Raw genomic sequence first — 26,600 nt, 5'->3', positions numbered from 1 at the left:
ACCGTCTTAGCATCCCTAGACAGGCTGCTCTACAAGCTTTTTATTAGCAACCAGTCCATATACTTAGCAAATATAATGGACCGGTTGCTTCAACTTCTAATAATGAACCACCTATTAATCTAACAAAAATTTTGACGAACTAAGAACAACACTTTTTACTCAAATGTAGGTGCTGCGTAGCGTGCTGTTACTACTTTTTTACGTGTATAGAAATCAACACTGTCTTTTCCGTTCGCATGTAATGTTCCGAAGAAAGATGATTTCCATCCAGAGAATGGGAAGAATGCCATAGGAGCTGGTACACCTAAGTTAACTCCTAACATACCTGCATCGATATTTTCACGGAAGTAGCGAATAGATGAAGCATTTGTTGTAAAGATACAAGCGCCGTTCGCAAACTCTGATTTATTAGCGATTTCAATCGCTTCTTTTAAGTTTTTCACACGCATAACAGATAATACTGGAGCAAAGATTTCTTCTTTCCAGATTGTCATTTCCGGTGTAACTTCATCAAAGATCGTCGGCCCAACAAAGAAGCCTTCCTCTAATGCACGTTCGCGGCCGTCACATACAACCTTTGCACCCTCTTCGATTCCTTTTTCGATATAACCAATTGTACGCTTCTTGTTATCTTCGCGAATCACTGGGCCAAGGAATACTCCATCATCGATACCGTTACCGATTTTAATATTCGCTGTTCTTTCTTTCAGCTTCGCCATGAATTCATCAGCAATTCCTTCTTCTACTGTAACAACTGAGCATGCCATGCAGCGCTCGCCTGCTGAACCAAATGCAGAAGCAACAACGTTTGTGATTGTGTCATCTAAATCCGCATCATTTAGAACGATTGTATGGTTTTTCGCACCTGTTAACGATTGAACACGTTTTAGGTTCTCACTGCCGCGTTTAAATACGTACTCACCAACTGGCTTAGATCCAACAAAGGAAATTGCTTTTACTTCAGGGTGATCTAGAATACCGTTTACAACATCATGCGCACCGTGAACCACGTTGAATACGCCGTTTGGAAGTCCTGCTTCTGTAAATAGCTCTACTAATTTTTCTGTTAAAAGCGGTGTTCTTTCAGATGGCTTTAACACAAACGTATTACCTAACGCAATTGCCATCGGGAACATCCAGCAAGGTACCATCATTGGGAAGTTAAATGGTGCAATTCCGCCAACAACCCCAATTGGATAACGGTAGTTTGTTGCTTCAACATCCGTAGCAATGGAAGCCAATGAATCGCCCATCATTAGAGAAGGTGCACCAGCAGCAAATTCAACATTCTCAATTCCGCGTTGTACTTCCCCACGTGCTTCAGAAAGGCTTTTTCCATTTTCCTTTGTGATCAATTGAGCCAATTCTTCTTTATGCTTAGTTAGTAATTGTTGATAGTTAAATAGGATTCTCGCACGTCGTGGTACTGCAACGTTTTGCCATTTTTTAAATGCTTTTGCAGCAACTTCGATCGCATAGTCGATATCTTCTTTTGTTGAGTGTGGAACTTGAGCAATTACTTCTTTTGTAGCTGGATTGTAAACATCCTCATACTTCGTTGTGTTACTTTCAACCCACTCACCATTAATGTAGTTTTTCAATTTTACCGCTTTTACTGTTTCTACCATGTTTTCTTCCTCCTTAGAAAATTTACTTTTGCTTCTGCTTCTATTGATTATCTAAACCACTTTAACAACCCATACGGGCAGGTCCTCAAAAGAGAATTTCCGTATCTTTTTTATTACATACGGTTATAATTTACCAGTTAAAAACTGGGCTTCTCCAAATCCAAAGCTCCAATCAGCATCTCCGTTGGTAACAATAGAAACCATAATATCATTAGGTTCTATTCCGCAGCTTTCCCCGAGCTCTTGAACCAAAAGCTTATAAAGATTCTGCTTTTGCTCCTCAGTTCTTTGCTTACTAGTTACACTGATAATTACTACATTTTCACTTCTCCCAAATCCTAAACCAGTATCCTCTATAATTAACTCATGAGCAGGATGCTGATGAACAATTTGATAACGATCTCTTTCCGGTACACCAAAAGCCTTAACTATTGCTCGGTGAGAAGCATCTAATAGACTTTTTAGTGATTCCTTGTCTCGCCCTTCTATTACATCGAATCTAATTAATGGCATAATGAATAACCTCCAAAGCTAATGTAGTTACGTTAAGCCAGCGGTGTCATATTGAAAATTCATTTTATATTTAGACATAAGGTCGTCTAAATACCTTAGATTGTCGGGTAGCGTTGCAATCGATTACATCGTCTTGCTTTTATACCCTTGTCATATGAATTTCAAATAGCTTTAGATCCTGCAAGGACTTAATCACATTCAGATCGTTGGGCAAGTATTGCAATCGATTACATTCATTTTCCCTTCTATACCCGTGTAACAAGAATTCCAGATAGAATTTAGATCCTACAAGAACTTAATCACTTTCAGGTTATTGGGCAACTAATACAATCGATTACATCGTCTTGTTTTTACATCTTTACATCTTTGATTCCAAATAGCGTACAGACATCATCAAGACTTAACCATACCCAGATTATCCAGAAAGTGCTGCAATCGATTACAATCTCTTGCTTTTCTGCCTCTTTCAAGACGATCTTGTCATGTTTCGGTAACATGTTGGATATGTTTGATTTCATAATACTGTTAAAACCGCTTTCAGTCAATAAAAAATCCAAGATTTTTTCTATCCACTTGAGTTATCACGAGAAAAACCCTTATAAATCAAGGGATTTCTATTAAAATTTATCTTTTTTCGTCAAAATTATAAACATTAAACGACATCATTTTTTATTTTTAGACAGTTCTTCATCTTCAATCAAATGAATATCCCATAAAAAACATGGTGAATTCTTGAGTAAGTTTTGTTAGAATACATTAAAACACTTATACTATCACCAGAAATGCATTTCTAATTCTATGATTGTATAAATTGTAATGGTGAATTATATTTTTGATCAGCAGTTAAGTTAATGTAAAATAAAAAACAAACCGAGGGATAAATATGTTAAAAACAAAACGGATTGAACAAATACAAGATTATATCTTTGAGCATCAAACAGTATCTTTAGATGAGCTTACCACGGTGTTTAATGTATCAAAAAACACAATTCGCCGTGATGTTCAACAATTGGTTGAAGGAGGAAAAATAAAAAAGGTCTATGGCGGAGTAGCGATAGATCATGCCCCTGCTCCACTGGAATCCTTTAATAAAAGACAAACACGTAATCAAGAACAAAAAGAGGCAATTGCCAAAGCGGCAGCAGATTTAGTAGAAGATGGGGACATTATTTATATTGACTCCGGAACAACCACATTAGAAATGGTGGAATATTTACAGCCAAAACAAGTGACTGTCATTACTAATAACTTGGATTTTATTACTCATTCCCTTCCTTACTCTAACTTAAATGTAATTTCAACAGGCGGAGTAGTTAACCGTGAAACAAAATCATTTGTTAGCTTTAAAAACACGGATTTATTAAAGGCTTATAATATTAACAAAGCTTTCATGGCCTCAACTGGCATCTCTATAGAAAATGGCGTGACTCATTCATCTCCTCTTGAAAGCGAAATAAAGCAAGCGGTCGTTAAACGGAGTTCAAAAGTATATTTGATGGTGGATCAGCATAAATTTGACAAGTATGCCCTGATTACTTATTGCGGTCTCAATGAGATCGATTATATCATTACTAATACTAATCCAAGTGAGGATTACCAAGAGTACGCAAAAAATCATAATATTGAGCTTGTAATCTCCAAGTAACTGAATTGACCTGCAGAAAAAATTGGTATCGGTTATGTTATTTAATGGAAAATAGCCCCTTGCAATAGAGTCTGAAAGCTGTTTTTTTGCAAACGGATACAATAAGGGGGCTCTTGCAAAAAATATTCGAGAAAAATATAAAACCTACATGAATTATTCAAGGATAGTGTAAAGAAAACTCGTCGATTGGCGAGCCCTGCCTTTGGGCGAAGACAGCGGCGTAGTTGCACTTATACTGTATTCTTAAAATTTCCCGCTACTTCGAATTGTCTTCCAGCTAGAAATTTATACTTTTTCTTAAAGTGCAAAAAAGCCTCTATAATCTCTGCAGGCTTTTTTGCACTATTTACTTAAAAGAGGTACCATCATCGGCACATAGGCCCATCCCTTATGAATTTATCTGCAGATCTGCAATGGAATATAAAACTGCTGATCCGCTGATTTTTACTCTATCACCAGCTAATTTACAGTATACTGTTCCACCACGCTTAGAAAGCTGTCTCGCTATCATTTCATCCTTTTCTAAACGTTTTGCCCAGAAAGGGATGAAATTACAATGGGCAGAACCACACACAGGGTCTTCATTTACATTTAGCTTCGGAAAAAAGCATCTAGAAACAAAATCATACTTTTCACTTTTCGCGGTAATTAAAACACCCAAACCATCTGACAATTTTTCTAGCTTAGAGAAATCAGGTGATGCATTTTGAACGTCTTCTTCCCTCTCCAGTACAAACATTAAATCTCTGCCCAAATAGGTTTCAATAGGCTTTACCCCTAGAGCTTCGACCATTTGCTCCGTTAACCTAAATTCTTCAGGCATTCTGCTAGGAAAATCCATTTCATAAAGCTCATCTTTTTTTAGCACAACAAGCTCCCCGCTCATTGTCTGAAACGTAATTCTATTCACAGTCTTTTCATAATAATTGGTAATCACATACGCTGTTGCCAAAGTAGCATGGCCACAAAGGTCAATTTCTCCCCCCGGAGTAAACCATCTTAACCGATAACCGTCTCCCTCCTTCACAGCAAACGCTGTTTCAGACAAGTTATTTTCAGCAGCAATTTTTTGCATCGTATCATCCAAAATCCACTTCTCCATAATACAAACAGCAGCAGGATTTCCTTCGAATACATTTTCGGCAAATGCGTCCACAACATAGCATTTCATTATTACGTCCCCCTCTAAATATTATAAAGTATTTATTCAACAATGTTATTTTACACTAGCGCTATACATAACACTCAACACACTTGTATAACACTTTAAAGAGGATCAACTACGTATATTAACATGCAGCAGAACGCTGAGATTGCAGTGCGAGTTAAAGTCAGAACCACCGGTCGAGCCCTGCCTTTGGGCGAAGACAGCGGCGTAGCCCTACTTATACTTTATTCCTAAAATTTCTCGCTACATCAAATTGTCTTCTAGCTAGAAATTTATACTTTCTTAAAGTGTAAAATAGATACTTGACCTTCATTTTGCTGTTCGCCTAAGTGTGCTTTACCCAGCCTTAAACTCGATATATGGAGGCAAACGTACAGGATGGTCCCTCTTGATTACAGCTAAGGCGTAGATAAATATTCCGATTACAATAGTCATACTTATTATCGTGAAAACACGAAGGAAGCTCTGCAACTTTTTTCTTTTACGATACTCCTGCAGCTCAATAGCTTTGCTCATCCTATCCCTCCAAGTGTTATAATATGTTCATCTGTAATTGGCATTTTATATCAAAATTATGTATAACACTCAACATACCTATATAACACTTAAAGGAGAAGAATTATGCATATTGAAATCCAACGGAAAACTGAGATTTCACTTTCTAAGCAAATATACTTATCTATCATCGATCACATCCGTTCAGGGCTCCTGCCAGAAGGAATTCAACTGCCTTCCGTACGTGATCTATCGAAACAGCTGGGAGTAAGTTTGGTTACTGTTGTGAAGGCATACAACAAACTGGAGCAAGAAGGTTTTATTACTTCTGTCCAAGGAAAAGGGACCTTCGTAAATGCTGAAACAGAAGAGATAGCGGATGAGGGGCATGAGGTTCTTTCTTTTGATTGGCAGTTATCCCTTCAAGATTATTTACCTAGAGCTCAGTTTGCCCGTTTTCATCACACCTCTGAAAAGATTCATCTTTCATCTTCTATGATTGATCCTGGACTTCTTCCAAATCGATATTTAGAGCGGGAGATTCATCAAATTCTGTCTAAAAGTCCAAGAATTCTCTCTCAATATGGAGAGATTCAAGGGGATACAGGGCTGAGAAATGCAATGTCCGAGTATTTAAAGAATTTTGGAGTTGCCGTTGCACCTGATAACCTTTTAGTCACGAGCGGTTCACAGCAAGGAATAGATCTTGTTGCACGTACATTTGTTGGACCGGGTGATGTGGTTGTGATGGAAGCCCCTACCTACCCGGGAGCGATTGATGTTTTTCGCGGGAGAGGAGCTACAATCCTCACCGTCCCTGTTGATGCTAATGGGATGCGAGTAGATATTCTTCAAAACTTATGCGATAAATACAAACCAAAGATTATTTATACAATCCCTACTTTTCATAATCCAACAGGTGCTGTTATGACTTCGAAGCGCCGTAGACAAGTTCTGGATATAGCGCAAAGTATTCAAAGTATTATTATTGAGGACGATCCATGGGGGGAAATTTATTTTAACAAAAAACCGCCTGCTGCCATTAAAAGTATGGATCATTACGGTCATGTGATTTATTTGAAAGGTTTAAGTAAAACATTAGCACCCGGCTGCAGGATTGGAATATTAGCTGCTTCCGGTTCTATATTTAATCGTCTACTGGCTGCAAAGGCAAATGCTGACTTAGGCAGTCCTTTGCTTACACAAAAAGCAATTTTGCCATTTATCCAATCTGAAAAAATCATGGATCATATGACAAAACTAAGAACTGCTCTGAAGATAAGACGCGACTTGGTTCTTACACTACTTTCACAGCATGCTCCTTCTGGGGTATCATGGGTAATCCCACAAGGGGGCTTGAACCTATGGCTCAGTCTCCCTTCCTGGATAGATACGCATCATCTTCTAGTAGAAGCTAGAAAACAGCAGCTCACATTCTTACCAGGATCAGCATGTTACGCTGTAGAACAAGAAAATCACCATTTACGATTGAGCTACTCTTATATCAATGAACAACTATTACATGAAGGAACTACAAGACTATGTAACATTATTCAGTCCGAAATTACGTCAAAAACAGCGCATCACAGTTCACCGTATTTTTGATGAAAGTCACATAATCGAGGTTAATGGGTCAAAAACCCTTAAGGTAAAAGGGGATGTTTATCAGCTTGATGCTGATATATCTTGGTCAGATGTCAAAAATGTAGGATTAAGAATTCGAGAATCAACAGACAAAACACGTCATATTGATGTGGGATTGTTTATAAAAGATAACTTTTCTTATGTTAATAGGGCCTTTACAGACCAACCCGATAAGAGTAAAAAGTATGTTGAAAGTAAAGCCCCGTTTGATGCAAGCAAGAAGAAGGTTCATTTGAAAATTCTTGTTGATAAAACAAGTATTGAAGTATTCATTCACGATGGTACTGTAGCCCATTCGAATCAAGTATTTCCTCATGTAAACGATAAAGGAATAACACTTTTTTCTGAAGGAGACACAGCTATTTTTAAAAATGTTGTCATCAAACATTTTCGTTCTATACAATTAACCCCCGAATGATCTAGTCTTCGGGGGTATTTTTTACACTATAAGAAAGTATAACTTTTCGGGGCGATGTCTAGCTCCCAAGGCCCAAAATGGCAGACTCCAAGCTAAACCTCCGCAAAAGGCAAAAAGCGCCTTTTACTCCGGCCCACCCCTATGCTGCCATAAAAGGCGGGCCTTGTCCGCTTTTCTTATAGATACGGACTGCTTACAACCAATCCTTATTTCAAATTCAATGACACGTACTTCGTTTCCAAAAACTCATCAAGTCCATGATGGCCGCCTTCTCTGCCAAGACCACTTTCCTTCATGCCGCCAAATGGCGCTTGCGCAACAGATGGCAAACCATCGTTTACACCAACAATGCCGTACTCTAAATTCTCTGAGAAGAAAAATGCCTTTTGCAAGGATTGCGTATAAACATATGCCGCCAAACCAAACGGTGTATTGTTGGCACGCTGCACAACTTCGGCATCGTCAGTATATATGCTAACCGGCGCAAGCGGGCCAAATGTTTCCTCCTGCATGCAAAGCATATCATCTGTTGCATTCGAGACAACAATCGGCTTCATAAAATGACCAACACTTGATGCTAATACAGCTTCTCCGTGCACAGCAGCACCTTTGGCCTGCGCATCCTCAAGATGTCGTTTCACCTTTTGTACAGCCGCTTCATTGATAAGCGGACCGATTTCCGTCCCTTCATCCAGACCATTTCCAACGCGAAGATCTGCTACCGCTTGGGTGAACGCTTCCAAAAACTTGTCTTTTATATTTTCGTGTACATAAATCCTATTTGCACATACACATGTTTGCCCGGCATTACGGAACTTCGACTGCATCACACCTTGAACAGCCTCATCTAAGTTCGCATCCTCTGCAATGATAAAAGGCGCAAGTCCCCCTAACTCAAGGGATACCTTTTTCACTGTATCTGCAGCCTTTCGCATTAATAGCTTGCCGACTGGTGTGGAGCCGGTAAAGGTGATCTTTTTGACGCGGCTGTCCTCCATCCAAGTATCCACAACCTCAGCTGGGTGCAGCGTTGTAACAATGTTAATCACTCCTTCTGGAATGCCAGCCTCCTGCGCACATTCCGCCAGCAGAAGTGCAGTAAGCGGTGTATGCTCCGCTGGTTTAATAACAACTGTACAGCCTGCCGCTAAAGCTGGAGCAACCTTGCGTGTAATCATAGCTGCCGGGAAGTTCCATGGAGTAACGGCTGCTACAACACCAACCGGCTGCTTTTGCACAAGAAGGCGCTTTGATCCCACAGAAGCGGGAATAATCTCACCATACACACGCTTCGCCTCTTCGGCATACCATTTCAAAAAGCTATTCGCATAGCGTACCTCTCCAATTGCTTCCGCAAGCGGCTTTCCTTGTTCCTGCGTCATGACACGCGCGATTTCCTCCAGCCGCGATTCAATTACATGAAACCATCTCTCTAGGAATGCCGCACGCTCATACGCTGTCGCCTTTGACCATGTCACAAATGCAGACGCCGCTGCATCTACCGCTTGCTTCGCATGTGCTACAGTACCGCTTGGAACCACGCCGACATTCTCCCAAGTTGCGGGGTTTTTTACAAAAAAGGATTCCTCTGCCTGTACCCACTGTCCGTTTAACAACATTCCCTTTTCCAATAGCTGCTCTGTCATATCGTCTGTTCTCCCCTTTTACTAGTCCCTAATTATGTACAATCTTCATTGCATGCACCGATTGATAAGCTTGTTATACGTATCGAACGGTCTCTTTTCCTTCTTATCCATTAGTGTATCACTAACAAATGTGATTTTTCACTCAAAATGGTTTTTTTACATTCAATAAAATAGGATTGAGTTCTTATAAATGGTCTGCCGTAAAAGTAATACATTATTTACTGCTTTTACTTATAAGTGTACTGCATTTATATGTTACATTGATTCTAGAGTAACTTTGAAAAGGGAGGCTATCGTGAATAAAGTTATTTTATTTGATGGAGAATGTAATTTTTGTGATAGCAGTGTTCAATTTATCATCAAAAGAGACAAAAAAGCTCTATATAAGTTCGCCGCAATTCAAAGCGATGTTGGACAGGAGCGATTAAGAAAGCACAATGTCCCTGCCAATATAGATAGCTTCATTCTTGTAGATGGGGAACAATGTTACTATAAATCGTCGGCGGCGCTAAGAGTTTGTAAGAATTTAACGACTGGTTGGAAGCTACTTTATTGCCTGTTAATCGTACCAAGACCAATACGAGACTATTTTTATAACATCGTTGCGAAGAATAGATATAAATGGTTCGGCAAAAAGGATAATTGTATGCTGCCTTCACCAGAAATTAGGAAGCGATTTTTATAATCATAAATATTGAAACAACAGCCCTTCCCACATCGGGAAGGGCTGTCCTTACTCAAGCTTTTACTTTACTTTCTTTTAACGCATGGTACTGCTCAACAATCAAACGGAATAGCTTGGAACTGCCATCAAGCTTTGTAAGCTCTTGAATTGCAGCTTCTAAGCCAGCTTCTTGAATTGTTTTTTGAACCTGTACCGCTTCTTCATCTCCTGCAAAGTCATACAACAGTGCTGCGGCAATTCCCTTTACGAGATACGTTGGTTCATCTCCCACAACATCCATGTATTGCTGCGCTGGACTCACTAAGCGATCCTTTGGTCCAAGCTTACGAATCGGTGAACGTGCTACCCTTGTCACCTCATCCGAGATGTGCGGATTTGAGAAGCGTTTAACAATTTTCAGCACATATTGCGAATGTGCTTCTACATCAAAATCATATTTCTTCGTTAAAAAAGCTCCGCTTTCTTTTAGAGCACCTTCAACTAAACTATGAACCATTTCGTGATCCATTGCCTCATTAATTGTGGCAATACCAAAGTGGTAGCCTAAGTAGGCAGCAATGGCGTGCCCTGTGTTTACAGTGAATAGCTTTCGTTCAATATATGGCACTAAGTCCTTCACAAATGTGATTCCTTGAATCGCTGGTGTTTCTCCAACAATTTTCGTCTCGTCCACAACCCACTCATAAAACGGCTCTACAATTACCATAAGCTTATCTTCATTAGTTTGATTGGGAACGATGCGGTCCACTGCACTATCAGGGAAGCCAAAGCGCTCATCAAACAACGGTTTTTCTTCCTCTGTAAGATGCTCGTACACCTTTTCCTTTAATAGTGAACTGCCGCCAATCATGTTTTCGCATGCAATAATATTGAGCGGCTTCTCTACCTTGCTATATCGTTTGCGTAACCCTTCTGCAAGTAAAGGAGCAATAAATTGTAAAATATGAGGACCAACTGCCGTTGTCACAACTTCCGCTTCTACAATCGCTTCAATGACCTTCTCCGGGTTTTGCTGACTGTTTAACGCTCGGACATTGCGGATAATTGATTCCTGTTTAGCGTCTTCCGCTAGTACAACACGGTACTCTTTCTTTTCGGCAATTAAATCTACCAGTTCACTATTTACATCTACAAAGCATGTTTCAAAGCCGGATTGATATAATAAGCTTCCAATAAAGCCCCTACCAATATTCCCCGCTCCAAAATGAACGGCTAACATATTAGTTCACCTCTTCGAATAATGCTAAAATTTCTTCTGCAGATGCTGCGTGAATGATTTTTTCGACATTTTCTTCTTCAGAGCAAACAATTGCTATTTGAGAGAGGATATCTAAATGCTCATTGTTTTTTCCTGCAATTCCAATCAGCAGCTTGACGATGTTGCCATTTCCGAAATCTACACCACCTGGTACTTGAACAATTGAAATTCCAGACTCTTTTACTGATTCTTTTGCGTCCTCAGTACCATGAGGAATTGCAACAAAATTGCCCATATAAGTGGATGTTAGCTCCTCTCTCTCTAGCATTTTTTCGATATATGAAGGTGCAACATATCCACGTTTCACTAGAACATCTCCAGTAAAGCGGATTGCCTCCTCTTTATTATTCATCGCTGCCTGTAATACAATATTTTCTTTAGCTAAAACTGGTAATGACATAGTTATACACTCCTTATTTCTTTTATTTTTTCTTCAAAGTAGTTATCAAATTTGACAGTAAGATATTCCGCAATCCACTCTTCATTCCGCGACTGAAACACAACAATACTCTCATCGCTTTCAATCAACAAAGAACTAATATAGCTGAGCGCTTCTAACATCTTGTCCGAAGCCTGCTCAGGAGATAATAAAATAAGAACATGCTCTGTTTCGATAAGCGAGTTATCCATCGCTCTTACTTCTATTGGCTCAGCTAAGCTGTAGATCGTAAAAGAAGGGAGCTGCACATAGGAAGAACGTGCATGAAATAGCGCCAACGATGTATTCGGAATACCGAGCCCGCCTATAGCTTCCCTCTCAAGCAATGCTTGAACAACCTCTGTTACATCTGTAATCACTTGGTTTTCATATAGGTCTGTACATGCTTGCCTCAGGATATCCGCCATTGCATACGGAGGCTGTACTTCCTTCAAGAAGAATCCATCCAACAGCGTTGTAATAATAACAGCGTAGTCGCGGATGCTGTGCATCCCCCCAAGCACTTGCTGCCGGTTCTTCTCATTGGAAAAAGCGCTTTTCGCTGCTTTCATGGAAGGCTTCTGTTGAGTATGCTTTGTAATATAAGGCTTAATTTTCTCAATTTCATCTTTTGTTAAAATCGGACTGACTATAATATACTCTCCATAAAAATCTGGCAGCGGTATCGTTGAAATAATCAGGGGATACTCATTAATATCCATTTGCGGCAATTCAAACAAAGAAATGTTCCGCACCTGTTGCAACTCAGGAAATGCCTGCCGCAGCTTTGTGGCGAGCATCTTAGATGTACCAATGCCACTAGAGCAAATGACCAATGCTTTGATATCACTGTTTCTAACATTTCCTAATAAGACAGACCCAAAATGCATGACAACATAGGCGATTTCTTCATCCGGTACTATAAGCTCATGAAAGGTCTTCCTCATAGCATGTTTCACAATAGCGAATAGCTCTGGGTAATCCCCCTTCACCTTATGGAGCAATGGATTACTAATGCCCATATTATGCTTAATGCGATAGAGGGCAGGCTTTAAATGGACAACCAGCCCTTGGAGTAAAGAGCCATTATTTGTTAAGTCCTGATCTAATTGATCACTCACATATTGGATGAGGAGCTTTGCATGAATCGCCGTCTGAAGACTCGAATCTTCTATTAAATACTCTTTATCATGACGTAGCTTAGCACCTCGTAAGTGCATCGTAATATAACCGATTTCGGCAACAGGAATCTCGACCTGAAAGGCCTTCTCTAATTGTCGGATGATTTTTTCAGCAACTTCATATTCCGGCTCAGCTCGCAATTCATCTAAATATGACGGGTCTATCGCAATGTTTTCTCCCTGGAGAATACGCTCCATCGCTAAGGCGAGATGCACAACTAAGCCAATATATGCGCTATCAGCCATTGAATAGGCTAAATCCTCATTCGCTTCTTCAATTGCCTTCTCGACAATAAGCAGCTTCTTTTTTTCCACGAGACCTAATAATCGTTCAGAAATCGAATCAATTTGCTGCGTTGACTTCCGCTGGATATTTTCCCTCACAATCGAGAGAAATTCCGATTCATTCAAATGCTCGGAGATCATATTGGTCATCGCTCTTCTCTTCGCACCTTCAGAGCCTTGAATTTCTACGCCGTAGCTTCTTTTTCTAAGAAGAGAGAGCGCAAACTTCTGTAAGTATTCCTCTACTTTATTTAGATCATTACTTACCGTAGCCACCGTTACATTTAAATCATTTGCCAAGCTCGCCAGCTTGACCGGTTCTTTTGCTTCTAATAGCGTACATAATAGGATAGTTTGACGTTCCTCTGGTGTATATTCCGTATGCGAAAGACCAAACAGAAAAAACTGTAATTCATTGACCTTCTGTTCACTTCCTGCAACTTGAATGCCTACACCTGATTTTTTTAACAATGTCAAATCATATTCCGCTAAAATATCCTCCACGTTTTTCAAGTCCCGGTGAACAGTTCTTACACTCACATGAATTTCATCTGCAAGATCTTTTACTGTTAACTCGTCCTTAGTGGATAATAAGATTTCAAGAATTTGTCTCTCCCGTGCGGAAATATACATTGGATCCACTCCGTATAAAGATTTCCTATCAAATCCCCTCATTAGGTTGCTGACAATTTTGAATTTGTATACCTATATTCTTATGATAAAGTGTGAACAATCTAGAAACAACAAGGACAAAATTCAATTTCGTCACAAGCATTGTTGCCATTATTTTAAAACGGATGTACAAACACAACTTTTCAACCTAGAAAAGGACCCGATGCAATCACACCGGGTCCTTTCCTAAAATCCGCTTATTTTGCACTTCCTACAAGCTTCTCCTGCAAACTGCCTACGATTTCATCATATCTTGGGCTGTTCAGGAAGTTTTCTACAGAAACATGCTGTGCGTTTGGAAGCTTTGCTTTTGCACGATCTGTTAAATCCTTATGCGTAATCACAAGGTCTGCATCTTCCGGAAGATTATTAATAGCCGTATTAATAACCGTTACATCAAGATCTGCCTTTTTTACTTTGTTTCTCAAAATCGATGCACCCATCGCACTGGAACCCATACCTGCATCACAAGCAAACACAATTTTATTTACTGTGCCAAAAGCTGCAGGAGCCGCTGCTGTTTCCTCCACTAATGCTGCAGCTGCAGTACTGCGTTTTCCTTTCATTTCCTGCATTTTTTCTGCTGCAGCAGTTAAATTCTCATCATCTTCTTTTGCTTTGCTTGCCTTTAAAATAATAGAAGCAACCGCAAAAGATACAGCCGCAGCTACGATAACCCCAGCTAACACTGCGAAATATCCGCCTCTTGGCGTCATAGCCATCAAAGCAATAATACTTCCTGGTGATGGCGCCGCCACTAGGCCTGCGTGTAAAATATTGAATGTGAATACGCCGCTCACACCGCCGGCAATTGCCGCTAAAATTAAGACTGGCTTCATTAAAACGTACGGGAAGTAAATTTCATGAATTCCGCCTAAGAAATGAATAATAACTGCACCCGGTGCGGATTGCTTTGCTGCACCTTTACCAAACAACCAGTACGCTAATAAAATACCAAGTCCTGGACCAGGGTTCGATTCTAATAGGAATAAGATTGACTTTCCTGTATTTGCTGCTTGCTCAATTCCTAATGGACTTAAAATACCGTGGTTAATTGCGTTGTTTAAGAATAAAATCTTTGCCGGTTCGATAAAAATATTGGCAAGCGGTAATAATCCTGCCGCAACAATGGCTTTAACTCCTGCTGCTAAAGCCTTGCTTAACCCTAAAACAACTGGGCCAATTCCTTTATACGCAAGTAATGTTAACAGTCCGCCGATAATACCTGCAGAGAAGTTGTTGACTAGCATTTCAAAGCCAGATTTCACTTTTCCTTGAATCGCTTGGTCAAATTTCTTAATTAAATATCCTCCAAGCGGTCCGACAATCATAGCACCTAAAAACATTGGAATATCGGAGCCGACAATGACCCCCATTGTCGCAGTCGCACCGACTACGCCGCCTCGTAAATCATGAACCATTCTACCGCCTGTAAAACCGATCAAAAGCGGAAGAAGGTACGTAATCATTGGGCTCACTAATTTAGCAAAGCTTTCATTCGGTAACCAGCCTGTTGGAATAAATAACGCTGTAATAAGTCCCCATGCAATAAATGCACCAATATTAGGCATAACCATACCGCTTAGATAGCTGCCAAATCGTTGTATCTTTACTCTAGCATCAGTCTTTTCTTTAGCTGCTTGGCTCATTTTTGATGACGCTCCCTTCCATGCTTGTTTTTATCTTCCTTATATCCTTATAATAGAGCGATTTCAGATATATTATCAATTTATACAAAATTGCATTTTGACATTTGCATTGTTGTCAAGTTTAAATTTAGAAAAAATAGGATGTCTTTTAAAGAGTTTCTCAATTTGTACACATCTTATCCATAATAAGAAAAGTGGACAAGGTCCGCCTTTTATGGCAGCGCGTAGGGGTGGGCCGGAGTCTGTCATTTTGGGCCTTGGGAGCTAGACATCGCCCCGAAAAGTTATACTTTCTTAAAGCGTAAAAAGCTAACCATCTATCTTTTGGTTAGCTTTTTCTCTATCTTATTGCAGCCTCTCTTTATGTATACAATCCTGATCCTTCAGACGCTTTCAATCTGAAAAAAAGAAAATAAAAGAAAGTAATAATATATTTAAGTTTAGCACATTCTATATGCAAGACTCATTTAAGGAGGTGATACACCATGCAACGACATACAACTGTTTCCGGAAACAGCTCCAACGAACTGCTCTTTGCAGCAGCTCAATCTTCCATTGATCAAATGAAGCTAGAAATCGCACGAGAATTTGGCATCCAGCTTGGCCCAGAGACAACATCCCGCGCGAACGGTTCTGTTGGAGGCGAGATTACAAAACGCCTTGTTATGATAGCACAGCAGCAACTTGCAGGAGGAAGCCGTCTTCACTAAAATGAGCGTTTGCAGTTTTGTATTATTACTGCGTTAATACGTGCGAGCTTGGCTAACTTGTTCCTTCCTAGAGCCAAGCTCTTACTTATGAAATCTTATGCAACCAATCTACTTTTTCGTTTTTTTGCGGCGTGTTGATCTCTTCCCTAGCAGATATCCAATATAGATCAAAAGAAAATGAAAACCAATAAACCCGAAAAAAACAATGACGATTCCTTGAATGTTGCTGAATACACTTGCTATATCTGCCTCTATGAACCAAGCATATAAACAAACAATCAGTACACCCCCCGATAACAGGAGCGTGCTCCGTAACGGTCCAGGTTTTGCTGCTCGCTGTCTAAGGGTCTGCTTTTTTGGAACGGAAGGCTTTCTTTTTCTAGACTTCTTCCTTTCGGTTCCCTTGCTTGCGGGCGCTGTAGATGTTTTCTTTTTACCCTGTACTTTCTGTTCTTTTATATTTCTAGCATTCATATCATGTAATCCTGTTCTACTATAATACACAAATCATATCATGGGGATACCCTCTTGCAAAACAGTTCTTCTTATGCAGAAAGTTAGAAAATTAAATTGAGTCTGATAGCTGGTTTAAACCGCTTTCTTATTTGGAATAATTTACATAATAGGAACACTCCTATACTGTAACTATATTTCAATGAGTTAGGAGCTTGCATGATGAAATCTTTAGTAAACAAGACCTATAAAATTTACATCATCACCTTCATTGGAAGCCTTCTGCTAGCCTTCCTCTTAGTTAATATGTATAAATTTCTTCAAGCATCTTATTCGATCGAACAGATGCTTGTACTCATTCACTCATTTCCTCGTGCATATCTGATTAATACAGTTACTTTAACTGCGCTTATCTATTTTATTTGTACAACAATCATTATGCTGATTCAAGTACGGCGCACGACGAAGGACTGGACGGTAAGCCTTTCTGTTTATATGCTGCTCATCCTTGTCTCCCTGGCTGTCTCTATCTTATTTTTTATGGTTCAGAACACAATGGATGCTCATAAAGCCTTGTTATGGATGAAACAATATCCAAATCACGTCATGATGACAGCCATCTTGATTACAAGCATTATGTTATTTATTTTTGCCTTGTTTGGAAGCTATTATCTTGGAGCCATTGTAGCTATGGCTGGACTTTGTCTTCTAGCACTTACCAATTACCTCAAGCTAAAAATACTGGGGCAGCCATTATACCCAACTGATTTTGGACAGCTTAAGCAAGTAAGAGATCTCATTCCGATGATTATACAGAAAGTGTCGATTCTATCTCTTGTCGCGCTTGTTCTTGGTTTGGTAACTCTCGTGATTTTGAAAACAAAGCTTCCTAAATATAAACCGCATTGGCTTCACCGCATCCTTGTTGCAGGCACTTCTGGGTTTATCATCTGGTCTTATGCTAATTATGAAAGCTCCATTATGTCCGCTATTTTCAAGGTAACAAAGATTGAGTTAATTAAATGGGATCCTGTCCTAAACTATGACTTGAACGGGGCAGTACTAGGGTTTGTTTTAAGCATAAACCAAAACATTTTTGAAAAACCAAAGGACTATTCAAAGGAGAATGTGCTGCAGGTCGCTCAAGCTGTAGCACATGACCTACAGGAACAAACTGTTTTAACCGAGACAGCAGCTGCAGTAAAACCAAATATTATTTATCTGATGAATGAAGCCTTTTGGGATCCAACCCGTCTGCCAAATGTACAATTTGAAAAAGACCCTATTCCCTATATTCGGGAAGTAATGCAGCAAAATCCCTCTGGATATACACTGTCTCCTATGTTTGGAGGAGGAACAGCAAATGTGGAATTCGAAGCATTAACCGGGTTTTCACTAAGCTTCTTAGAGCAGGGCAGTGTTCCCTATATGCAAGTATTCGATAAAAAAAAGAGTGTTCCCAACATTGCGAGTATCTTACGACAGAGAGGATATGACGCTGTCGCTTTTCACTCTTTTGAAAAGTATTTTTTCAAAAGAGACGTTGTTTATCCAAAGCTTGGATTTCAGTCCTTTACTTCTATGAAAGAAATGAAGCACAAGGAAATGGCTGCAGAGCATGTTAGTAATATGTCTGTATCAAAAGAGTTAATTGATATGCTAAAAAGTCACACTAACCCTGTGTTTATCCATACCGTAACGATGCAAAACCATTTCCCCTATCTACCAGGAAGATTTAAAACAACCGAAATTAATGTAGAGGGATTGGATGAAAAAAGCAATCAAGTACTGGAAACCTATACAGAGGGGGTTCGTCAATCAAACGAAGCATTTCAATATCTCATGGAGCAGCTCGACACTTTGGATGAGCCGACTATCGTTGTCTTCTGGGGAGACCACCTTCCGACATTCGGAGAAAATAATAACGCAATATACAATTCAGGGTTTATAAAAACCGGGGGCACAAGCGAAGAAAGCCGGAGAATGCACGAAACTCCCTTTTTTATTACAGCGAACTTTCCGATTCCCCCTGTAAATCTAGGAACAACGAGCCCAATTTACTTCGGTCCCATCCTATTCCAGATTTTACAGGAGCCGCTGCCGCCTTATTATCAATTTCTCATGTCGCTTTACGAACGATATCATGGCATCATCCGTGAACTAAAAGTAAATCCTGAAAATGGAATCATTACAACCCTTACAAAGGATGACCAAAAACTATTAGACGAATACCGCTTGCTTCAGTACGACTTACTCATTGGAGAGCAATACTCCAGACCTGTCCTGTTTCCTGGAGAAAATTCCAATAGTTGATTTTCCTCAGGAAAACTCGTCGATTGGCGAGCCCTGCCCGGATATCGCTTCTCGTCTTATGAAGCGATATCCGGGCAAGTCATTTGGTGGATGATGTATTAAAGAAAACTCGCCGCCTGACGAGCCCTGCTCCCCAGGCGAAGACAGAGGCGTAACTGCTTCGATTTCCTCCTCGCCGCGCAGTACGCCGCCCTTTAATTTAAAATTATTAAATCCATAACGCTTATATGCTGCTTCCGCAAGCCGGACAACTGCCTCTGGAGTTAACGCCTCTTCATGGCGTAAGCGCATCTAATCATCTTCGGCATCATGCGCACTCAAATATGGAAGATCCGTCTTATTGCGGTCACCTACATAAAATAAATAGCCCAACATCTCTACCTTATCGCGCTGCTGCCCTTCACCAAGTAAGGCAGCCACTGGTACACCGAGACATTTCCCTACTAATCAGTCAATATAAAATGGAAATATTCAGAAACTTTTTTAAAAATGCCAAACAGGACAATTTTATGTATACAGTGTGACAAACGTAGCTAAAGCCAGGTGTATGCATATAAAGAAATCCGTAATGAAATACTATCAAATAGGCTATGGTTAAAATATTCCGTGGAATTTGCTCCTGATAGGGGCATTTGTAAGGTGATAAAAATGTGGAACATGATTGTTTCCTATCTTCCAGACTGGAAAGTTTGTACGCAAGCTTTTATCGTATTTTTCGTTCCGTATGTTATCTCAAAGTTTTTTAATTGGGTCCATGCAGCAGAGGAAGAGTGATGAAAATGAAATGGTGGAAATCAAAAGCCAAACAGATGCAAAAACATCCTATTGAAAGTGATACTAAGCAAGAAGCTATCCTTCCTCAAAATTCAGCAACCCCTTTTACGGGTGCTTTCATCTCAGATTTAGAACTGATAAAGCAGGAAATCGCTCTTAATTCAGATGTCTACTTTCGAGAGTTCAACATCGGATATACGTCTACTCGAGCAGCAATCGTATTTGTTGAAGGGCTGGCAGATAAAGATCTCATTGACACACATATTATGAAGTCGCTCATGCTGGAACTTTCCGAAGAATATAAACAGGAACAGGCCATTATGAAAGGCACTGTTTTAAAAGAGTTTATTAAGCATCACATTCTTTCTATTAGTCAGATAAAGGAAGTACATAACATAAAAGATTTGTTGTCAGAAGTATTAACGGGTTCGACAGCCCTTTTAATTGCTGGATCACCAGATGTCTTAATTCTCGGTACAGCGAAAGGAAAAACAAGAACCCTTGAGGAACCCGTATCAGAAGCTTTAGTCAGAGGTCCACGTATAGGGTTCACGGAAGCATTAAACGATAATACTGCTCTTTTGCGACAACACGGGAAAAATGAGAGCCTATCCATTATAAAATTCCTAGTAGGAAAACGTGCAAAAAAGGAGTTGGCAATCGCCTATATCAAGGATATCGCGGACCCGGAATTAGTGGAAGAAGTAAAGAAGAGAATTCGGAGAATCGATGTTGATAATGTCCCTGAATCAGGATATGTAGAACAACTCATTGAGGATAATTATCTAAGTCCTTTTCCGCAAGTACAAAATACCGAGCGCCCTGATCGCGTCATCGGTGCATTGATGGAAGGACGAGTAGCGATTTTGTTGGACGGAACACCCTTTGCTTTAATCGTTCCCGTTACATTTAATATGCTGTTGCAATCGCCAGAGGACTACTACGAACGTTGGCTGCCCGCTTCTCTCATCCGTCTATTGCGTTATGCAGCAGCCTTCATATCTCTTTTCACACCTTCTCTCTATATTGCCTTTAGCTCGTTTCATCCAGGATTGATTCCAACTAAACTGGTCATTTCCATCATAGGATCACGTGAAGGTGTTCCATTCCCTGCTTTTATAGAGGCATTGATTATGGAAATAGCCATCGAGATTTTACGGGAAGCCGGGCTGCGCCTGCCTAAGCCGATTGGTCCCACAATGGGGATTGTTGGCGGATTAATTATTGGACAAGCTGCCGTAGAAGCGGGGATTGTCAGTCCAGTTATGGTCATCGTGGTGGCAGTAACCGCGATTTCTTCCTTTGCGATTCCTCAGTATACCGGAGGGATTGCATTACGTATCCTTCGCTTTACAGCTATGTTTTGCGCTGCCATATTCGGTTTGTATGGGATTATCCTGTTTTTTCTTTTTCTTTATAGCCATTTAGTGAAGCTGAAAAGTTTTGGTGTACCTTATACAAGCCCTGCTATTCCGTATCGGTTAAGGGAATGGAAAGACTTTATGGTTCGCTTGCCGCTCATGATGATGAAACGTCGCCCACCCAATATGCATACGAAAGACCCTACGCGCAAAGGATAGATTACAACGAAAGAAAGCAGGTCAAAGATAATGCTCAGTACGAGTGACCGTATTACGACTTTAGGCGTTGAAATCATGCTGCTCCTGCTCTTATTTATGAAACAGCCAAAAAAAGCAGGAAAAGTTGTTCTAGTTGAGACTCTCATCCCTCTCATCTTTTATGTAATTACCATAGTAATGGTCATCGGAACGTTATCCGTTGATGGGGTAGTAACAAGAACATGGCCAACGATTGATCTCATGCACAGCTTTGAAATGCCCGGTTTGATATTTGAACGTTTTGAGTCTTTGCTGCTCGTAATATGGATTATGCAGATATTTACTAGCTTTAACATTAGCCACTATGCTGCTTCTTTAGGATTGTCTCAGGTCTTCAAAAAAATATACATCCATTTATGCATGGTTTACTGCCGCCTCTGTTTCTCATTATTGCAAAATTGAAGGGGGGAAATCATGAAGCTTAATAATATGAGTTGCCTCTTGCTTCCCTTTTCAATTCTTTTACTTCTATCCCTTACAGGATGCTGGAGCAGTAAAGAAATTGTAGATCGTGGTTTAACCACAGGTATAGCAATGGATAAGGGGAAAGAGTCAGCGCTTGAGAAAAGGTTAAGAAAGCAAGGAGGAGGATATACCAAAAAGAATCTTCTCACATTGACCTATCAATTTGCCAACCCCCAATCAACAGGTATGAAAAATAAGGAGGGAGATTCCCAATCTAAATCTTATATCAACATTTCTGAAACCGGGGATTCTATCCATCAAATGACTCGTGAACTTTCATTGAGAACAAATCGACCTACGTTCAGTCCACATTTAAAAGTGATTGTGATCAGTGCGGATCTTGCACGCACATATAGCTTAGATCAATTATTGGATCAATATCTCCGCGACAATGAAATTAGACTTAGTTGTCTCGTGCTCATTAGCAAAGGTCGAGCCAGTGAGACGTTGAAATCAAAAGAAATAGGAGAAATTCCCGCATTCCGTTTGCTTGAAATTGTAAATAATCGACCTAAGACAGCAAGAATTTTACCACCTATGCCACTTGCTAAATTAGTGGGCAAGATGAAAGCTGGAACTAGCTTTCTCCTGCAAAATGTGATTTCAGCAAATGAAGAGGAAAAATTTGCGGGAGCTGCCGTAATTGAAGGTAAGACAAAAAAGCTGCGGGGTTTTTTGAATGAAATGGAGGTAGAGGGATTAACATGGCTAACAGGAACAGGAAAAGGCGGTGTAGTGAAAAGCTTTGATAACAAGACAGGACAACCTATCGTTTATGAAATAAAGTCAATGAAAAGCAAAATTACACCCCATGTTGCGAAAAACAACATTTCTTTTGATGTAAAAATTGAAGCAGAAGGCCGCCTATCTGAAAACTGGGCCACTTCAGGAACCTCTTCTGAAAATAAATCTCTAAAGATGAAAGAAACAATTTTTGAAAAAGAAGTAAGCCGTTTGGTGAAACAGGCATTAAAAAAAATACAAGTCGAGTACCGTACAGATGTTGCCGGTTTCGGAAATCAATTAAGAATTGAACATCCTAGAGTGTGGGAAAAGATCAAAAAAGATTGGGATAAGAGGTTTAGTAAGGTTCCAATCAAATATAGTGTGAAATTAACGATCACCGATTATGGGGAGTGAAGCTATAAGATTTTTCATTAATATATAGAAATTAAAAAGAAGCTAGCCACCTATATAGTAGATGATTAGCTTCTTTCCCGCTTCGGATGGACTTCTTCAGTGCCAACAGATGCTGTTAATAGTTTTTTGCTCTTACATCAAATGAATCATGGCTTAGTAGTATGGATATGGATACGGACAATACGGATATGGATACGGACAATACGGATATGGATACGGATAACCATATCCGTAACCTGGCGTAAGCAGCGCTCCCAATGCTAACCCACCTAAAAACCCTGGAAAAAACGGACGGCCGAAAAATGGACGACCAAAAAATGGACGACCGAATCCAAAAAATGGGCGATGAAATCCTCCAAAGAATGGACGATGAAATCCTCCAAATCCTCCAAATCCTCCAAACGGACGAATACGTTCCATAATGCTTCCTCCCTTATCTTAGATAAATTCCTGTCACTATCACCTTATACAGGACAAATTCAATTGGAATAGGCCGTTATCTCCTCTTCGACAAAAATATTTTTCAATCAGACAGAACAACTCTTTTCTCCGTGGCGGGTATACTCTCTACGTTCCACTCCTGTATACACTATTGCACATAAGCAAAGGAAAGAGATGACACTATGTATCAAAGCGTTGATATGCAGCAATTCCCGCAAATCCCACTGGAAGATTCTCGCATTTGGTGGGGACCACGTCCTTGGTTTTATAGCCCTGTTGTTTACCGCCCTTGGTGGTTCTATTAATCCAAACAACTATAAGAGCCTTCGTTTATGGAGGGCCTTTTGCATGTGAGAAATACCCATCTTTCCTCAACGAGGCTTTTGTATTCCAAAATATATAGACCAAAAGTAGCATCCATCACCACCTAAAACTGGTTCGTTTTCCTGCTTTTTTTTACTGCTCTTTCCTTTGCGAATCATAGCTAAAGAAGGTATCATATAATAGGTATAACAGATATTTTTATAAACAATAACAGAATGGTGGTCATCCCAATGTTTCAACATTTTTCAATAAATGAACAGTTAAAAAACCAATTGCAACAGCTGCATGAAAATAATAGAAACAGTGCCGGAAGCGATGCGTTTCTTATCGGGAAAAAGCTGTACAAGGCACAGGATATGAGCATTTTAGAAGATGCGCTTACTGCGCTCCTGCTAGGCAAAAATGTTCTTTTAAAAGGACCAACAGGAAGCGGAAAAACGGTTCTTGCGGAAACACTCTCTTACTTGTTTCAAAAGCCAATGCACAGCATTAACTGCTCCATTGATTTAGATGTAGAAGGAATTCTTGGCTACAATACGCTGCAGGCTCACAATGGGGCCTCAGAGGTTGCATTCGTAGACGGTCCGCTGATGAAGGCCATGAAGGGCGGGCACTTCCTCTATATTGACGAAATTAATATGGCGAAGCCGGAGACATTACCACTGCTGCACGGTGCACTCGATTACCGGAAAATGATTACAAATCCATTTACGCAGGAGGTCGTATACGGTGATGATGATTTCCGCGTAATTGCCGCAATTAATGAAGGCTACGTTGGAACAAGTGAGCTAAATGAAGCTTTAAAAAACCGTTTCGTCATCATTGAGGTTCCTTATATCCAAGGCTCTACATTAAAAGAGCTCCTTCTATCTGAATCAAAATTAAAAAATGAATCCATCGCTGAGAAATTTGCACAGTTTTCAAATGATCTTGTTCCGTTGGCTCGTGATGGACGGGTAAGTGAAGAAGCGGCAAGCATCCGCGGCATTATTGATGCGTGTGACTTAAGCTTATATATTCCGGTGCTGCGCGCGATTGAACGAAGCATTATCGCGAAGCTCAGCGATGAAACAGAACAAATAACGGTACGGGAACTCGCTGAAAGCTATTTTCTTGAGGGATAATTATGAGACAGGTCTTTAATGAACGAAAAGTTGATGCTTCCCTCTTTTTACAAATGGAAAATTTAATGTGCGCGCTTCTCAAGGATCCAAAAGCCCAATTAGAGTACGATTATCAAACATATTATGACGAACAAGAGGGCAAGGTGACCATCAGTCGTTTTTGGGATGACCGCAGCCAAGAAGACAAAATTCTCGGTTTAAAAAGCGAAGTATATTTAAAAGCTCTCGGCTATCGGCACCATTCCGATATGAAGCTAATTCGTGAGTATGCGAAGGAGCTGCTCTCTTCGCCGCATAAACACTTTTTAACACAATTATTTGTACTGCTTGAGGATTTGCGGGTCGAGGAAAAAATTAAAACACTTCGTCCCGGCACAAAACCAATTTTCGCATGGCGCAGAAATACGTACAGAAGCTACTTCACAGCGCAATATGAAATGAACCGCATCCGTGATTTTCAAGCGGACATGCTGTTTTCCCTTTGCTACCTTACGCTGACGAGCGATAAGTACGAAAGCTTTGGAAATGACTATCTCACTAGCATTGAATCCCTTCTATATGAGGCGTTTCACGCGCGTAATACAGAGGATACGATGTACACGGTTGAGAAAATTCGTTACCGTCTTGAAGAAGCGTTACCGAGCAACATGGTTAACAATTACTTCGGTCTTGCTCCTATTGGCGATAAAGCCGAGAAAATTGAAAAAGATGCCTGTGCGCATGAATTAGCCAATGACGACACACAGCTGCTAGACGATGATGAGAAGAAAGATAAAATGGACGAAACCTTCTCTACCTGGCATCGGGAAAATAAAAACAATGACAATGAAAACTTTTTACGCTTCGAGCTAGAAAGCGGAACAAAAACAAATCTGATGGGTAACGCTGCGCGGGAGTCTGAGGATGCAGATCAGGCACTTGCTTCCGTGCAGGGCGGCTCAAAGAAAAGCAGCCAAGCTAACTTTAATCCAGCAGATGCAAAAGATGCCCGTTCCTCTCATGCATCTGGCAGCGGTGAAAATGCATACGGCAAATATAATATTGGTGCGGTTCATACTATAAAAGGTTCCCGCAAGCCGACGATCGATGAAAAGGCTGCCTATCAGACCATAAAGTCACTAATTAACAAAGATGTAAAGGAACTAAAGAAAACCATCGAAAAAACGATTGAAAATAAAACAAATGCCCATTCGGAGAAATACTATGGCCGTCTCCATAAAAAGTTCCACCGGATCTATACGGAAAAACAACCTCGTATGTTTTATAAAAAAGGGAACGAATCGAAGGAACTTGATGTTGTCTTTCATCTCTTAGTCGATTGCTCCGGCTCGATGTACAACAAAATGGAGGAAACGAAAAAAAGCGTCGTCTTATTTCATGAGGCATTAAAATCATTAAAGGTTCCGCATGCGATTAGTGGCTTTTGGGAGGATGCTTCTAGTGCAAAAGCCGAATACAAGCCAAATGTCATCCATGAAGTGATAGCATATAAAAACTCTACCTCTCCAAGCAGCGGTCCAGAAATTATGCAACTGCGCGAAGAAGAGGATAATCGTGACGGCTATATTATCCGCATCATATCTGAAGCATTGGCAAAACGTCCGGAAAAACATAAATTCTTGCTCGTATTTACAGACGGGGAACCATCTGCTTTAGACTATCACCAAGACGGGATTTTAGATACACATGAAGCAGTAAAGCTTGCACGCAAGCATGGGCTTGAGGTAATCGGTATTTTTATTGAAGAAGGCGAAGCAAAGGAAGAAACCTATCAATTAATGAAAAATATATACAACCATCACTTCCTAGTAGCTAACCATGCAGAGGATTTACGTTTAAAAATCAAGCCGCTTCTTAAAAAGCTGCTTCTTAAAATTATTTCTTAAAGTGTAAAAAATGAGGGTGCCCCATAAGCTAGTTACACTTGCTTAT

General features: G+C 40.1%; 22 protein-coding genes and 3 pseudogenes. 13 read left to right on the top strand and 12 right to left on the bottom strand.

The features are described from left to right. Positions 1–155 precede the first annotated feature (155 nt). Complete coding sequence (iolA, locus tag AAHB12_RS01785; RefSeq protein ID WP_342044101.1) at positions 156–1,628, bottom strand: methylmalonate-semialdehyde dehydrogenase; 1,473 nt, start codon at positions 1,626–1,628, stop codon at positions 156–158. A gap of 123 nt (positions 1,629–1,751) precedes the next feature. Beyond that, the gene (locus tag AAHB12_RS01780) at positions 1,752–2,141 is read right to left on the bottom strand and encodes a tautomerase family protein (protein WP_342044100.1); all 390 of its coding nucleotides are present in this window, start codon (positions 2,139–2,141) and stop codon (positions 1,752–1,754) included. An 883-nt stretch (positions 2,142–3,024) separates the two neighbouring features. On the opposite strand from AAHB12_RS01780, the gene AAHB12_RS01775 reads away from it, so the two are divergent. Beyond that, on the top strand, positions 3,025–3,786 hold the full coding sequence (locus AAHB12_RS01775) for a DeoR/GlpR family DNA-binding transcription regulator (RefSeq protein ID WP_342044099.1): 762 nt from the start codon (positions 3,025–3,027) through the stop codon (positions 3,784–3,786). 388 nt (positions 3,787–4,174) lie between these two features. Here AAHB12_RS01775 and AAHB12_RS01770 read toward each other — a convergent pair whose 3' ends face one another. Continuing rightward, a complete protein-coding gene (locus tag AAHB12_RS01770) occupies positions 4,175–4,957 on the bottom strand; it encodes a PhzF family phenazine biosynthesis protein (RefSeq protein ID WP_342044098.1) in 783 nt (260 codons plus the stop codon). Positions 4,958–5,290: 333 nt separating this feature from the next. Then, positions 5,291–5,470, bottom strand: a complete 180-nt coding sequence (locus tag AAHB12_RS01765) for a hypothetical protein (protein WP_129729709.1) — start codon at positions 5,468–5,470, stop codon at positions 5,291–5,293. Positions 5,471–5,575: 105 nt separating this feature from the next. Here AAHB12_RS01765 and pdxR point away from each other — a divergent pair, with 105 nt between their 5' ends. Together pdxR and AAHB12_RS01755 are read left to right on the top strand one after the other, a co-directional pair. Beyond that, positions 5,576–7,054 (top strand): MocR-like pyridoxine biosynthesis transcription factor PdxR, encoded by a 1,479-nt coding sequence (pdxR, locus tag AAHB12_RS01760; RefSeq protein ID WP_342044097.1) that lies wholly within the window; start codon positions 5,576–5,578, stop codon positions 7,052–7,054. A 13-nt stretch (positions 7,055–7,067) separates the two neighbouring features. Further along, positions 7,068–7,511 (top strand): annotated as a pseudogene (locus AAHB12_RS01755) (GH32 C-terminal domain-containing protein); the annotation flags it as partial. Positions 7,512–7,717: 206 nt separating this feature from the next. Here AAHB12_RS01755 and AAHB12_RS01750 read toward each other — a convergent pair. Beyond that, positions 7,718–9,157: an NAD-dependent succinate-semialdehyde dehydrogenase gene (locus AAHB12_RS01750; protein ID WP_129729715.1), complete on the bottom strand. Its 1,440-nt coding sequence runs from the start codon at positions 9,155–9,157 to the stop codon at positions 7,718–7,720. 295 nt (positions 9,158–9,452) lie between these two features. On the opposite strand from AAHB12_RS01750, the gene AAHB12_RS01745 reads away from it, so the two are divergent. Continuing rightward, positions 9,453–9,842, top strand: coding sequence for a thiol-disulfide oxidoreductase DCC family protein (locus AAHB12_RS01745; protein WP_342044096.1), 390 nt, complete (start codon positions 9,453–9,455; stop codon positions 9,840–9,842). A 52-nt stretch (positions 9,843–9,894) separates the two neighbouring features. On the opposite strand, the gene AAHB12_RS01740 is transcribed toward AAHB12_RS01745, so the two are convergent. The 4 genes from AAHB12_RS01740 to AAHB12_RS01725 all read right to left on the bottom strand — a co-directional run bounded on the left by AAHB12_RS01740 (position 9,895) and on the right by AAHB12_RS01725 (position 15,305). Beyond that, the gene (locus tag AAHB12_RS01740; RefSeq protein WP_342044095.1) at positions 9,895–11,061 is read right to left on the bottom strand and encodes a mannitol-1-phosphate 5-dehydrogenase; all 1,167 of its coding nucleotides are present in this window, start codon (positions 11,059–11,061) and stop codon (positions 9,895–9,897) included. A gap of 1 nt (position 11,062) precedes the next feature. Further along, positions 11,063–11,500, bottom strand: a complete 438-nt coding sequence (locus AAHB12_RS01735; RefSeq protein ID WP_129729721.1) for a PTS sugar transporter subunit IIA — start codon at positions 11,498–11,500, stop codon at positions 11,063–11,065. 2 nt (positions 11,501–11,502) lie between these two features. Beyond that, positions 11,503–13,617: a BglG family transcription antiterminator gene (locus AAHB12_RS01730; protein WP_129729723.1), complete on the bottom strand. Its 2,115-nt coding sequence runs from the start codon at positions 13,615–13,617 to the stop codon at positions 11,503–11,505. A 236-nt stretch (positions 13,618–13,853) separates the two neighbouring features. Next, entirely contained in the window at positions 13,854–15,305 is a 1,452-nt protein-coding gene (locus AAHB12_RS01725; RefSeq protein ID WP_129729725.1) for a PTS mannitol transporter subunit IICB, read from the bottom strand. A gap of 485 nt (positions 15,306–15,790) precedes the next feature. On the opposite strand from AAHB12_RS01725, the gene AAHB12_RS01720 reads away from it, so the two are divergent. Then, the gene (locus AAHB12_RS01720; RefSeq protein WP_342044094.1) at positions 15,791–16,015 is read left to right on the top strand and encodes an alpha/beta-type small acid-soluble spore protein; all 225 of its coding nucleotides are present in this window, start codon (positions 15,791–15,793) and stop codon (positions 16,013–16,015) included. A 108-nt stretch (positions 16,016–16,123) separates the two neighbouring features. Here the strand turns inward: AAHB12_RS01720 and AAHB12_RS01715 are convergent, their stop codons facing one another. Next, a complete protein-coding gene (locus tag AAHB12_RS01715) occupies positions 16,124–16,489 on the bottom strand; it encodes a hypothetical protein (RefSeq protein WP_342044093.1) in 366 nt (121 codons plus the stop codon). Positions 16,490–16,687: 198 nt separating this feature from the next. On the opposite strand from AAHB12_RS01715, the gene AAHB12_RS01710 reads away from it, so the two are divergent. Further along, entirely contained in the window at positions 16,688–18,781 is a 2,094-nt protein-coding gene (locus AAHB12_RS01710; protein ID WP_342044092.1) for an LTA synthase family protein, read from the top strand. Between the two features lie 141 nt (positions 18,782–18,922). Here the strand turns inward: AAHB12_RS01710 and gudD are convergent. Next, positions 18,923–19,228, bottom strand: a pseudogene (gene gudD, locus AAHB12_RS01705) (glucarate dehydratase); the annotation flags it as partial. A gap of 192 nt (positions 19,229–19,420) precedes the next feature. Here gudD and AAHB12_RS01700 point away from each other — a divergent pair. From AAHB12_RS01700 to AAHB12_RS01685, 4 genes and pseudogenes are all read left to right on the top strand, one after another. Further along, positions 19,421–19,555, top strand: coding sequence for a hypothetical protein (locus AAHB12_RS01700; protein WP_281278908.1), 135 nt, complete (start codon positions 19,421–19,423; stop codon positions 19,553–19,555). A gap of 5 nt (positions 19,556–19,560) precedes the next feature. Next, positions 19,561–21,135 (top strand): spore germination protein, encoded by a 1,575-nt coding sequence (locus AAHB12_RS01695; protein ID WP_129729731.1) that lies wholly within the window; start codon positions 19,561–19,563, stop codon positions 21,133–21,135. 63 nt (positions 21,136–21,198) lie between these two features. Continuing rightward, a pseudogene (locus tag AAHB12_RS01690) lies at positions 21,199–21,587 on the top strand (GerAB/ArcD/ProY family transporter); the annotation flags it as partial. A 1-nt stretch (position 21,588) separates the two neighbouring features. Continuing rightward, the gene (locus tag AAHB12_RS01685; protein ID WP_129729733.1) at positions 21,589–22,779 is read left to right on the top strand and encodes a Ger(x)C family spore germination protein; all 1,191 of its coding nucleotides are present in this window, start codon (positions 21,589–21,591) and stop codon (positions 22,777–22,779) included. A 153-nt stretch (positions 22,780–22,932) separates the two neighbouring features. Here AAHB12_RS01685 and AAHB12_RS01680 read toward each other — a convergent pair whose 3' ends face one another. Continuing rightward, positions 22,933–23,199, bottom strand: a complete 267-nt coding sequence (locus tag AAHB12_RS01680) for a hypothetical protein (RefSeq protein ID WP_129729735.1) — start codon at positions 23,197–23,199, stop codon at positions 22,933–22,935. Positions 23,200–23,402: 203 nt separating this feature from the next. Between AAHB12_RS01680 and AAHB12_RS01675 the strand changes: the two genes are divergently transcribed. From AAHB12_RS01675 to AAHB12_RS01665, 3 genes are all read left to right on the top strand, one after another. Then, positions 23,403–23,525, top strand: coding sequence for a hypothetical protein (locus tag AAHB12_RS01675; RefSeq protein WP_281278907.1), 123 nt, complete (start codon positions 23,403–23,405; stop codon positions 23,523–23,525). Positions 23,526–23,774: 249 nt separating this feature from the next. Next, a complete protein-coding gene (locus AAHB12_RS01670; protein ID WP_129729737.1) occupies positions 23,775–24,668 on the top strand; it encodes an ATP-binding protein in 894 nt (297 codons plus the stop codon). A 2-nt stretch (positions 24,669–24,670) separates the two neighbouring features. Then, positions 24,671–26,554: a vWA domain-containing protein gene (locus AAHB12_RS01665; protein WP_342044091.1), complete on the top strand. Its 1,884-nt coding sequence runs from the start codon at positions 24,671–24,673 to the stop codon at positions 26,552–26,554. Positions 26,555–26,600 lie beyond the last annotated feature (46 nt).

This window comes from Bacillus sp. OTU530 (genome assembly GCF_038440375.1).
Note: the sequence above shows the minus strand (reverse complement) of the source record. Positions and strands in the feature narration are given on the sequence as shown.